The sequence below is a fragment of the Paenibacillus ginsengihumi DSM 21568 genome (genome assembly GCF_000380965.1).
GTDB classification, from domain to species: Bacteria; Bacillota; Bacilli; order Paenibacillales; family NBRC-103111; genus Paenibacillus_G; species Paenibacillus_G ginsengihumi.
In genome coordinates, this window is record NZ_KB905566.1 from 12,875 (window position 1) to 25,412 (window position 12,538).

Sequence of the window (12,538 nt, forward strand, 5' to 3'; positions counted from 1 at the left end):
GACGAACGAGCAAGGAGACCGGTTATGATGAACAATACCCGCCAAGACGCTCCTTTATACATTAAGGTTCACGAAAAAGACAACGTTGCGATCATCGTCAATACGGGCGGCCTGCCCGAAGGCACGCTTTTTCCTTGCGGATTGCAGCTGAAAGAGCGCGTGCCGCAAGGGCATAAGGTCGCCTTGGCCGATGTGGCCCAGGGAGAAGCGATCGTACGATACGGCGAGATTATCGGCTATGCGCTGCGCGATATCGAGCGGGGCAGCTGGGTGAGCGATGCGCTGATCGAGCTGCCGGAGCCGCCGCTGCTGCACGAGCTGCCGATCGCCACGAACGTGCCGCCGCCTCAGCCGCCGCTGGAAGGCTATACGTTCGAGGGATACCTCAATCCGGACGGCAGCGTCGGCACCAAAAATATTCTCGGCATCACGACGAGCGTCCAATGCGTGGCCGGAGTGCTCGATTACGCGGTCAAGCGGATCAAGCAGGAGCTGCTGCCCAAATATCCGAATGTGGACGATGTGGTGGCCATCACCCATACGTACGGCTGCGGCGTAGCGATTCATGCGCCCGATGCCGTCATCCCGATCCGCACGATCCAGAACATCGCGGCCAATCCGAATTTGGGCGGCGAGATGATGATCGTTGGCCTGGGCTGCGAGAAGCTGCAGCCGGATCGCATCGCACCGGATGGAGACAGCGCTTCCAAGACGGTGTCGCTGCAGGATTACCAAGGCTTCATGCCGATGGTGCAATCGATTATGGAGATGGCCGAAGAACGGCTGGAGCGGCTGAACCGTCGCCGGCGCGTCACCTGTCCCGCCTCCGGCCTCGTGGTCGGCCTGCAGTGCGGCGGAAGCGACGCCTTCTCCGGCATCACGGCGAACCCGGCGGTCGGCTATGCCGCCGACCTGTTGGTGCGCGCCGGCGCGACGGTGATGTTCTCCGAAGTAACCGAGGTGCGCGATGCCGTCCATCTGCTGACGCCGCGCGCCGTGAACGAGGAAGTCGGGCGGGCCTTGATCCGCGAGATGGAATGGTACGACGCTTACTTGCAGAGAGGCCAGGCCGACCGCAGCGCCAACCCGACGCCCGGCAACAAAAAGGGCGGCTTATCGAACATCGTGGAAAAATCGCTCGGCTCAATTATCAAATCCGGCACGAGCCCGATCTCGGCGGTGCTCGCGCCCGGCGAAAAGGCGACGCAAAAAGGCTTGATTTTCGCCGCCACGCCGGCCAGCGATTTCGTATGCGGCACGCTGCAGCTCGCCTCCGGCATCAATATGCAGGTGTTTACGACAGGCCGGGGCACCCCTTACGGCCTGGCGATCGCGCCGGTCGTCAAAGTATCGACCCGCAACGCCCTGGCCGAGCAGTGGCACGACCTGATCGATATCAACGCGGGACGGATCGCCACCGGCGAGGCGACGATCGAGGAGACCGGCTGGGAGATTTTCCGCTATATCCTCGATGTGGCCAGCGGCCGCAAGCAGACGTGGGCCGACCGCTGGGGGCTGCACAACGCGATCAGCCTGTTCAACCCGGCGCCCGTTACGTAAACCGCCGCTCAATCTGCGGCTAGCGAGACCGGCTATCCCTGAGGTAGCCGGTCTTTAGTCACAGATAACAACGATCGGTCTCCAGACCCCGGATCCACAGGCATCATGCGCATTTCGCGGCAGGTTAACTCAGTACGATGCGGCTGCAAGCGGGTACGATTGGCCCGAAATGCGCTGGTCCCAGGGCGCAAAACGGCCCGAAAACTACATTTGGTTGACCGCGTACGATTGCCTGTCATGTCTCCCGAATCTATGATGAGAAATGTAAGCGCTGCAAAAACAGACTTCATTGAGGAGAGGGAGGACTAGAGGATGGACCAGCAATACGCTGCCCAGGCGTCGCTAGGAATGGAGAAGAGACGCATCCGCTCGCAGTTTGTCAAAGACATCTTGAGAGACCGGTGGATGTATTTTCTGCTCCTGCCAGGCGTCTTGTATTTCGTGATCTTCAAATACTTGCCGATGGCCGGTCTGGTCATGGCTTTTCAGGACTACAAACCTCATCTGGGCCTTTTGGAAAGCCCTTGGGTCGGCCTGAAGCATTTTGAACGTTTTTTCTCGGAGCCGCAGTTCTGGATGCTGTTTCGCAACACGCTGCTGCTCGCCGTGTACAACCTGGTGTTCTTTTTCCCGCTGCCCATCGTGCTTGCACTGATGCTCAACGAGGTGCGCAAAGAAATGTTCAAGCGGTTCGTGCAAACGATCGTCTATTTGCCGCACTTTGTGTCATGGGTAGTCGCCGTCGGGATCTTCTATGTGCTGTTTACGACGGAAGGGGGAGTCGTTAACGAGTTTATCGCCAGGCTGGGCATGGAGAAAATCCCGTTCCTGCTCAGCGAGGAATGGTTCCGGACGATGATCGTCAGCCAGTCGATCTGGAAGGAAGCCGGTTGGGGGACGATCATATTCCTGGCCGCCTTGTCGGGCGTCGATCTTCAGCTCTATGAAGCGGCCCGCATGGACGGAGCCGGACGGTGGCGCCAGCTGTGGCATATTACGCTGCCGGCCATCCGCAGCACGATCGTGATTCTGTTTATTTTGCGGCTGGGCAGCTTCCTGGATACGGGCTTCGAGCATATCTTCCTGATGCTGAACTCCATGAACCGGGAAGTCGGCGAGGTGTTCGATACTTACGTGTACCTCAAGGGTCTCACGCAAGCCCAGTACAGCTACAGCGCGGCTGTCGGCATGTTCAAATCGCTGGTCGGACTCCTGCTCGTCGTCGGAGCGAACCGGCTGGCCAAAAAAATGGGCGAAGAAGGCGTTTACTAGACGGAAGGAGCTGAACATGTTATGCCTTTGGCGGACAAATCGATCGGCAGTCGCATCTTTAATGTGATCAACTACTCGCTGCTGATTCTCATTTCCATCATCACCATCGTTCCTTTTATGTATATCGTGGCCGTGTCGTTCGCGACCCCTGAGGAGGTGGCCAAAGGAGGGCTGATGCTGTTCCCGACGAAATTTACGCTCGGCGCGTACCAGTACATCTTCTCCACCGAAACGATGATCCGCAGCGTCATGGTGTCGATCGGCGTTACCGTAGTCGGCACGCTGATCAACCTGGTGCTCACCTCGTTCATGGCGTATCCGCTGGCCAGGCCGAACTTGCGGGGAAGAAGCGCCGTGCTGTTCATGGTGCTGTTCACGATGCTGTTCAGCGGCGGGATGATCCCGACCTATTTCGTCGTCAAGGCGTTCGGCATGATCAACAGCTATTGGTCCCTGATCATTCCTACCGCCATCAGCGCCTTCAATCTGATCGTGCTCAAAAATTTCTTCCAGCAAATTCCGGAAGGGCTGGAGGAATCGGCGAAAATCGACGGCTGTCACGACCTCGGCATCCTGTTCCGCATCGTGCTGCCGTTATCGATGCCGGCGATGGCGACGTTCGGGCTCTTCTATGCGGTAAGCCATTGGAACACTTATTTCAACGCGGTCATGTACATCAACGATTCCGAAAAATGGCCGGTACAGATCGTGCTCAGGCAAATCGTGCTGCTGTCCCAGGACATGATCGGCGACTCGACCGCGCAGGCGGAGCCGATGGAATATTTGCCGCAGACGATCCGCATGGCTTCAATCGTCGTCGCGACGATTCCGATCGTCATCGTCTATCCGTTCCTGCAAAAGTATTTCGCCAAAGGCGTTATGCTCGGATCGGTGAAAGGTTAACCGTTTGCAAGAATTGAAAAATCAGCTTTATCTACAAGCTGAATTTTCAATACCGCAGGCGACGACCGATGACGAAAGGAAACGCTCGTCATAGGCGTTTATAACATTTTAACTTGCACAGGAGGTTTTGCACATGAAAACAAAGCATCTCGCATCCGCACTTGGCGTTCTGGTCGCCGCTTCCAGCATTCTCGCTGCCTGTGGCGGCAAGGACCAGGTTGAAGGGGAGGGCGCGCAGGCGGACAATTCGCCTTTGGAAGTAACCATCGCCACGCCGCAGGTCGGGGAAGCTCCGGGTAAAGATACGGAAGTCGAGCTGGCCATGGAGAAGTACACCAATGCGAAAATCGATATTCAATGGATTCCGGCCGCTGCGTTCGAAGACAAGAAAAACATCATGATCGCCTCTGACGAAATGCCGAAGGCGTTCAAGATTACGTACAACGCCACATCGCTGAACGCGATTCAGTCCGGGCTGTTTTGGGAGATCGGCCCTTACCTGCAGGATTACAAAAATTTGGCCGCGGTCAATCCGATGCATTACGACAATATCAAAGTCGACGGCAAGCTGTACGGGCTGCCGCTGTACCGCGATATTGGCCGCGCGGGCATCGTGTACCGCAAGGACTGGTTCGACGAGCTGGGGCTGAAAATTCCGGTGACGCTGGACGACTGGTACCAGGCGGCGAAGGCCATCGCCGAGAAGGACCCGGATAAAAACGGGCAGAGGGATTCGTATCTTCTGTTCCTCGACAAATCGTATAACGATCCGGCCTCCAGCGCCGCATTTCTGACGCGGCTTGCCGTATCGCAGGGCGCCCCGAACAAATGGGGGATCGTGGACGGCAAGGTAACGCCGGAGTTCATGACCGAGCCTTATATGGACGTCATGAAGCTGTTCCGCAGGCTGTTCGCGGAGAAGCTGATCAATCAGGATTTCTCCGTCGTACAAACGGCTGACGCCGACAACAAATGGAACGCCGGCCTCACCGCGATCCGCAATACGGTCGCGTCCGCTGCGGCCACCTCGTACAACAACGTGGTCAAGGGCGTGCCCCATGCGGTTGTCGATGTCGTGCCGTACGAAGGGCCGATGGGCCGCCGCGTTCCGGCCGAGCCGGGCAATAACGGCTTCTTCGTCTTCCCGAAATCGTCCGTGAAATCCGAGGCGGAATTGAAGCGGCTGCTCGCGTTCTTCGACAAGCTGCTGGAGCCGGAAATGTCCACGCTGCTGACTCGGGGCTTCGAGGGCAAGCACTTCACCAAAACGGAGGACGGAAAAGCGGAAATTACCGATCTGACGAAGTTCAATCTCGAGGTGAAGCCGTACCGCGACAGCTTGCCGTCGTTCGAGGTGGGCGGCCAGGGACTTCCGCTCAAGCTGAACGAGCTGCAAGCTAAGGGCTGGGACGTCGTCTCCTCGAACCTGCAGCATGTCGTGCCGAATGTGGCGCTCACCCTGCTGTCGCCGACTTATACGGAAAGAGGCAGCGAGCTGGATACGATGATTCGCGACGCCCAAACCAAATATATCATGGGCAAAATCGACGAAGCCGGCTGGGAGGCGGAAGTCGCCAACTGGCGCAAGGCCGGCGGCGACAAAGTTATGGAAGAGTTGACGGAAGCGTACAATAAGCAGAACAAATAAGCGGCGGCGAGCCTCAAGTAGACTGTTGGAAGCGCTTTTCTGGTATAATGGGTGTCGGGTACAAGTTGTATGCCTGATACAGTAGTTAAAGGGGAGGATGCTCGATGCCCAAATACTTAGTCCGTTTGTTCGTCTTCACCCTGTTGCTGGTAGCCGTTCCGGTCGCCTCCACCGGAACGATTTCTTACTTTATTGCCAAACAGGATATCGAGAAAAAAGTGAACGAAGGCAACGGGCAGATCCTGCTGCAGAACAAAATGCGCATCGAGCAAATATTCAAAAACGTGGAGATGGGCGCGGTTCAGTACATCAGCTCGCCGCTGGTCGCCAGCTTGTACGACCGCGCCTTGACGGCTGGCCATTTTCAGAACATCACGGCATTGTCCAAAGGCTTGTACAATCTGCATTCCATCGCCGGCGTAGCTGACACTTATCTCATCAATCTCGAGCACGGCTGGATGATCAGCGAGCTCGGCTTTACCCGCGCCGACGAATTCGCCGACCGCGATCGGCTGGGCGAGTATGCGCAGCAAGCGAAGAAGCTGTTCTGGCTCACGGCGGTCGCGAACCAGGGGGATCAAGCGGCGGAGGAAGGAAAGGCCGAGCCGTATAAAATCCGCCTTGTCGTCAAACTGCCGATGGTTGCCTCCTCGTCCCAGCCGAAGGCGGTGCTGCTCGTCGATCTGGCATACGGCGAGCTGCAGTACGATTTGCGGCAAAATGCGGAGTGGCGTAACATTTATGTGTTAAACCGCGAGCGCGAGCCGTTTTTGTCCAGCCCGGGCTCGCCCAAGATCGATGAGGCCGTTCTGAGCAAGTTGAAAGCGAATCCAGACCTGGATTCGGCGTATTTCGAGGAGCAGGGCCTGGCCGTCAATGCGCTTTCGTCCGATCATCACAATTGGACCTACGTCTCGATCGTATCGATCCAGGAGATTACGAAAGAGTCGCGCAAAATCGCCTTCGTGACGGTCAACGCCTGCCTGATCATTTTTTCCGTGATCGCGGTATTCGCTTATTTCGGAAGCCGGCGGATGTACGAGCCGATCCGGCGCATGTTCGCGATCATGCAGCAGTTCGGCGGAGAATCCGGCGACGCCTCCAAAAAGGACGAGTTCGCCTATATCGAGGACCGCCTGCACACCTTGTTCAGCTCCCGCAGTCAGCTTCAGCAGCAGCTGCAGGGGCAGCGCAGCCAGATCAAGGAGTTTTTCCTGCACAAGCTGTTTATGGGGCAGGTGACCGAGAGCGAATTCGTCTACAAAAGCGGCGTGTACGGGTTTGCGGACAACAGCGCGTCGCTCAGCGTGCTCGTGATCCAGATCGATACGCTGCAGGATACGCGATATACGGCGAAGGACAAGGAGCTGCTGCTGTTCGCCATCCACAACATCGTCGGGGAGCTGATTCCGCCGGACAACCTGATCGGTTCGCTGCTGCTCGATCAGTCCCAGGTGTCGCTGATCGCCATCGATGCGGACAGCCCCGCTGAGCTGAAGGCGCTGTGCCACCAGCTCGCCGGGCAGATCCAGGGCAAAGTGCGCGAGCTGCTGCAGCTTAAGGTCAGCGTCGGCATCAGCCGTGTGTTTCACCGGTATGCGGGAGCGATGAACGCATATTCGGAAGCGCTGGAGGCGCTCAAGCGGCGAATCAGCCTCGGCTATCATGTGATCGTGAGCTACGACGACATTGAGACGGCTGCTGCGACCAGCATCCAGCCGGACGCTTCCTGGTCCTATCTGGAGAACAGCCTGATCCAGGCGCTGCAGGCGGGCGACGAAGCAGCGGCCCTTGAGCATTTTGACGGGTACGTGGAGTCGATTATGGGGCAGAACGTCCAGTTCAACGATTTTCAAATTCTTATGCTCGAGCTGATTACGCGAATTTATCGGCTCGTCCAGCAGCAGGGAGGCGCTCTGGACAATCTGCTCGGCACGAGCGCGGCGGTTCAGCAGTTTCTGAAGCTGAGCACGGCGGCGGATATCGTCTTCTGGTTCAAGACGAAGCTGTTTCCTCCGACCTTGGCCTTCCTGAAGGAGCAGATCGATTCGCAATACATGAGCATCGCCCGCCAAATGGTGCAGATGATTCATGAGGCGTACGATCAGGACATTACGCTGGAGGCTTGCTCGGAGCAGCTGAAGTTCCATCCGGTCTACTTGAGCCGGGTGTTCAAGAAGGAAATCGGCGTGACGTTCAGCGAGTATTTGACGGAATACCGGATCAATATGGCGAAGCTGTGGCTGAAGGACAGCTCGCTCAAAATCAGCGAAATCGCCGAACGGCTGAATTACACGAACGCGACGGGCTTTATCCGCACGTTTCGCAAAATGACCGGCATGACCCCCGGGCAGTACCGGGAGGAGCATTCCAAATCGTCGTGACCCTAGCTACTTATGGAGGTGCCTGGAATCTTGACTTACGAGCTTGTTGAACGGCTCAAAGCGCAGTACATGGCAGAGCCCAAATGGTACTCGCTGAGGTGGCATTATATCGAAGGCTGCATTTTGAAGGCGTATTTGGACAGCTATGGGCAAAGTGGCGACGAGGCGGAGTACGCCTTCGTCAAGCGCTTTATCGACAGCCTGTACGATGCGGCAGGCCGGATTCCCGCCATTGACCCGGCCTACTACAATATCGACCAGATTCGCATGGCGACCGTCCTGTTCGCCTTGTATGACAAGGAGCGCGATCCGAAGTACAAAAGCGTGCTGGACCTGCTGTTCGGGATGCTCTCCAGCTATCCGCGCACGAACGCCGGCTCCTTCTGGCATAAGCAGAATTACCCTTACCAGGTATGGCTCGACGGCTTGTATATGGGGCAGCCATTCTATGCGCAGTACATCAAGCGGTTTGCAGAGCGTAAGGACTACAGCGACATTCTCGCCCAGTTCCGCAATGCCCGCCGCTTTCTCTATGACGAGTCCAAGCGGCTGTACCGCCATGCGTATGACGAGAGCCGGCAAATGTTCTGGTGCGACCCGGCTACGGGCCATTCGCCGCACGTGTGGGGACGCGGAGTCGGCTGGTTCGCGATGGCGCTCGTCGATATGCTGGAAATTTTGGAGGGGGAGCCGGCCGACAGCGGCTTCCTGAAGCAGTACCTGCAGGAGCTGGTAGACGGCCTGCTGCCGCATCAGCACAGCGAGGGCATGTGGTATCAGGTTGTCGATCAAGGAGCGCGGGAAGGCAATTATTTGGAGACGAGCGGGACAACGATGCTGGCGTACGCCATCCTGAAAGGAGCCCGGCTCGGTTACTTGCCGCAAGCGTACGCCGCCCATGGCCAGCGGGCGTTCGATGGAACGATCAGGCGCTATTTGCGCGAAGAAGCGGGAGAGGTGCTGCTCGGAGGCATATGCCGAAGCGCCGGCCTCGGAAGGAAGCCGGAGACGGGCGAGCTCCGCGACGGTTCTTACGAGTATTACGTGTACGGCGAGAAGATCGTCGACAACAACGGGCACGGCGTCGCGCCGCTGCTCATGGCGTATAACGAGATCAAGCGGCTGCAGTGAGAAGGGGAAGGCACGCGAGCGCTAATGGGCCGCTGCCCAAGCCGTGTTCCTATCATGCAGTCCGGTAAAAGAACGGCTTGGCCGGCAGCTGGATCTGTGCATTTCTCTCCCGCGGGAGGCCGTTGCCGTTAGCCGTCGAGCCGTCGCGGGCTGAGTCCCTCGGATCTGGCACATTCTAATGAACTTAAGAGCGAAAAACAATCTTATTCATCGCAAGATGGCCTGATTTTCGAAAATAAGCACGAAAAAACATCTTATCCGATCTGCTATCACCGGAAACGGGGCATTGTCATCGAGTTAAGCGTGAAATTCAGTCTTATTTTGGCGTCTGGATCATTTTATCGAGGGATAGGATCGAATTTCGTGCTTATTCAAGCGTTGGTTACCCCTGCTTCGCTTTAGAGAAGATGAGGGGATAGCGCTAATGCGGAACATAACGAAATTGCGGCTGCTCTTCCCACCGTCAGCGTCCGTCCTGCAGCGCGGACTTGCCGTTCGAACATGTCGTCAAAAGTTAAATACCGAAATTTTTCTAAGGTGGACGCCAAGAGGCGTCCTTTTTCCGTTGGTACGGGCTGCGCTTGGTAATGGATGAAAAAAAACTTTCATTGAACAGAATATGCAAAAAATACACCATAACTTAAAACGGGCATAACAATCCGATAACAAATAACCTCTAAGCTGAAAGCGAAGACGAAAACGAACAACGGAGGTATCGGAAATGAAAGAAGGATTGCGGTCCCATCGCCCGGAATCGACTTCGCAGCAGAAGCTGATGATTTTCATCTTGTCCATGTCGCTGTACGGAATATCGAACATGATCACCGAGCTGCTTCCCGAAGTGAGATTCGGTCCGGTGGAATTCAAGGTGGAATATTTTATTTTTATTCCGCTCATCTTTGCCATCTTGTTCAATCCGCTGTATGCGGCTCTGGGCGCGAGCTTCGGAGAGGTGATTTTCGGGGAGCTGCTGCTCGGGCAATTCGGCGGATTGGGAGAGCTGGAGAAATTCATTGAATTTTCTCTCGCCGTATTTATTGCCGGCATGCTTGTCCGCAATCCGGCAAGCAGAGGGCAGTTGGCGCTGGCGGCTTACGTCGCCATCGGGATCGACCAACTGCTGGGGGGCATTGTCGATATCGCCAAGGTGTATGTCGGCATCGAGGATCTGGAGGCCGTCCCTGGCTTGCCGGAAAGCGTGCTCGCCATCGAAGCGTTCGGATTCCTGAATACGATGATCGTTTCGGGTACGCTGTTCGCGCTGCTTCCTACGCTGTATCTCGTTCCCCGGCTGTACGGCAAGGTCGAGCCTCTGCTCGGCATGAAGCCCCGCGACGGCAAGGCGGAAGCCTCGGTCGGCGATTTCGTCACGCCAAGGCTGCTCATCGTCAGCCTGCTGCTGTTCGCGATCGCAGGGTCGGCGGAGTTTTTGGCCGAATCGGATTTCAAAATCATCGATTGGGAATCCGAATGGTTAGCCGGGCTGGGCGACGGGGCCGTCTGGATCAGCATGGCAGCTGCCGCTGTCGTATTCCTCGCCGCGCTGGCGTGGGCTGTAATGCGTAAATCGGGTAAGTCAAAAGGAGAGCCGGTTCGATGACGGCCATGGAGCGGGAGGCGGAGCAGCCTGTCATTCAACTGGACCGTGTAACTTTCCGATATCCCGGCGCGGAAGCTCCTTCTCTGCAGAACGTCAGCCTGTCGATTCGCCGCGGCGATTTCGTCGCCGTCGCCGGCAGCAACGGCAGCGGCAAATCGACGCTGTGCAAATGCTTCAACGGGTTGATCCCGGCCTATTATTCGGGCGATATGGAGGGTGACGTATACATCAACGGCACTTCCACGCTGGGTCGCAGCGTTGCCGAGTTATCCAGGCATGTCGCCTACGTGTTTCAGGATTTCGAAAATCAACTGGTGCGCCCGACGGCCTACGATGAAGCCTGCTTCGTGCCGCTCAATTTCGGATACGAGGATTACAAGGAGCGCGGGCTGGCGGCGCTCCGCATGCTCGGCATCGAGCAGCTTCGCAGCGAATGGATCTGGCAGTTGAGCGGCGGTCAAAAGCATATGGTCGCGCTGGCGGCGGCGCTTTCCCTGAATCCGGAGGTCATCGTCATCGACGAGCCGGTCGCCCAGCTTGACCCTGCGCATGCCAGGACGATCTATGACAAGCTGAAAATGCTCAATGAAGTGCATGGCAAAACGATTGTCGTCATCGAGCATCATACCGAATTCATCGCCGATTATTGCCGCACCCTTGTGCTTATGGAGCCGGGCGGCCGTGTGCGCTGGGTGAAGCCCGTCTCCGAAGGCTTGTCGGCCGTCTCCGAGCTGACGGAGCTGAATATTCAGCCGCCGCAGGTGACGCAGGCGTTTCAGCGGTTATCCGGCAGCCCTGGGCCGGAAGCGCCGGCGAAATGCCCGATCACGGTCGAAGAAGCGGCGGAATGGTGGGGGGCGGCAAGCGGGCTATGGCGGGAACCGGAAAGCGCGCCATCTGATCCGAATGCCAGCGTGCCGCGGCAAGAGCCGCCCGCGCCGACCGTCCCGCAAGCCGGTGCGCTGCCGCCAGGGCCGCATGCGTCGACCGTCCCGCAATCCGGAGCACTGTCGCCAGTGCCGCCCGCGTCGACCGTCCCGCAAGCCGGTGCGCTGCCGCCAGTGCCGCCCGCGCCGACCGTCCCGCAATCCGGAGCACTGTCGCCAGAGCCGCCCGCGTCGACCGTCCCGCAAGCCGATGCGCTGCCGCCAGGGCCGCCCGCGCCGACTGGCCCGCAAGCCGGAGCGCTGCCGCCAGAGCCGCTTATCCGGTTCGAAGGCGTGACCGCGGGGTATCAGGGAATCGACCGCGAACGGAGGCCGGTGCTGCAGGACGTTGACTTGACGATTCACGACGGCGACCGGATTGCGCTGGTCGGCAACAACGGCGCCGGGAAGTCCACCCTGCTGCGGTTAATATCCGGCCTTCGCCGTCCCTGGAAAGGCCGGGTGTCCGTCTGCGGTGCAGATACGCGGAAGACGACTCCCGAGGCGTTAGCGGATGAGGTTGCCTTTCTGTTTCAGAACCCGGAAGAAATGTTCATCGCCGACAGTATCCGCAAGGACATCGAGTTTTTCTTGACTGCGCGGAAGCGGGAGGGGATCGAGGCGTTCGTCGACGATGTGCTGCGGCGCTTCAAGCTGACGGAGCTTCAGCACCGCGACGGCAGGCTGCTCAGCGGCGGACAGCAGCGGCGGGCGACGCTGGCGATCGGCATGGCCATGCAGCCGACCGTGATGCTGCTGGACGAGCCGACGGCGAGCCTCGATATCGCCAGCCGCAGGGAGCTGACGACGCTGCTCGATCAGCTTCGCGATCGCGTCCGGGCGGTCGTGATCGCCACGCACGACATGCAGCTTGTCGCCGACTGGGCGACGAGAGTCATCGTCATGCACGGCGGGCGAATATTGCTGGACGCGGACAGCCGGACGGTGTTCTCCCGCCCGGAAGTGCTGGAGCTGGCGGCCCTGAATCCGCCGCAAATCGTCCAGCTCAGCGCGCGGCTCGGCATGTCGCCGGTCTGTTTGACGGTGGAGGAATTCGCCGAATCGGTAAGCCGCTCGCTGCGGCAGCCCGCCAACGCGATGTAATTTACGCTAT

Annotated in this window: 8 protein-coding genes; all 8 read left to right on the forward strand. The window is 58.1% G+C overall.

Annotated features, from left to right (window positions below):
* The first annotated feature begins 24 nt into the window (after window positions 1-24).
* The 8 genes from garD to F591_RS31965 all read left to right on the forward strand — a co-directional run bounded on the left by garD (window position 25) and on the right by F591_RS31965 (window position 12,528).
* Window positions 25-1,560, forward strand: coding sequence for a galactarate dehydratase (gene garD, locus F591_RS0111660; RefSeq protein ID WP_019534782.1), 1,536 nt, complete (start codon window positions 25-27; stop codon window positions 1,558-1,560).
* A gap of 348 nt (window positions 1,561-1,908) precedes the next feature.
* Entirely contained in the window at window positions 1,909-2,832 is a 924-nt protein-coding gene (locus F591_RS0111665) for an ABC transporter permease (protein ID WP_245581029.1), read from the forward strand.
* A 21-nt stretch (window positions 2,833-2,853) separates the two neighbouring features.
* Window positions 2,854-3,735: a carbohydrate ABC transporter permease gene (locus tag F591_RS0111670; protein WP_019534784.1), complete on the forward strand. Its 882-nt coding sequence runs from the start codon at window positions 2,854-2,856 to the stop codon at window positions 3,733-3,735.
* A gap of 133 nt (window positions 3,736-3,868) precedes the next feature.
* Window positions 3,869-5,383 carry an extracellular solute-binding protein gene (locus F591_RS0111675; RefSeq protein WP_019534785.1) on the forward strand — a complete coding sequence of 505 codons (1,515 nt, stop codon included), beginning with the start codon at window positions 3,869-3,871 and terminating at the stop codon, window positions 5,381-5,383.
* A 104-nt stretch (window positions 5,384-5,487) separates the two neighbouring features.
* Window positions 5,488-7,767, forward strand: coding sequence for a helix-turn-helix domain-containing protein (locus tag F591_RS0111680; protein WP_019534786.1), 2,280 nt, complete (start codon window positions 5,488-5,490; stop codon window positions 7,765-7,767).
* A 30-nt stretch (window positions 7,768-7,797) separates the two neighbouring features.
* A complete protein-coding gene (locus tag F591_RS0111685; protein WP_026326552.1) occupies window positions 7,798-8,898 on the forward strand; it encodes a glycoside hydrolase family 88/105 protein in 1,101 nt (366 codons plus the stop codon).
* A gap of 721 nt (window positions 8,899-9,619) precedes the next feature.
* Window positions 9,620-10,498 (forward strand): DUF8171 family membrane protein, encoded by an 879-nt coding sequence (locus tag F591_RS0111690; protein WP_019534788.1) that lies wholly within the window; start codon window positions 9,620-9,622, stop codon window positions 10,496-10,498.
* Entirely contained in the window at window positions 10,495-12,528 is a 2,034-nt protein-coding gene (locus F591_RS31965) for an ABC transporter ATP-binding protein (RefSeq protein ID WP_019534789.1), read from the forward strand. Before F591_RS0111690 ends, F591_RS31965 begins: the two co-directional genes overlap by 4 nt.
* Window positions 12,529-12,538: the final 10 nt, after the last annotated feature.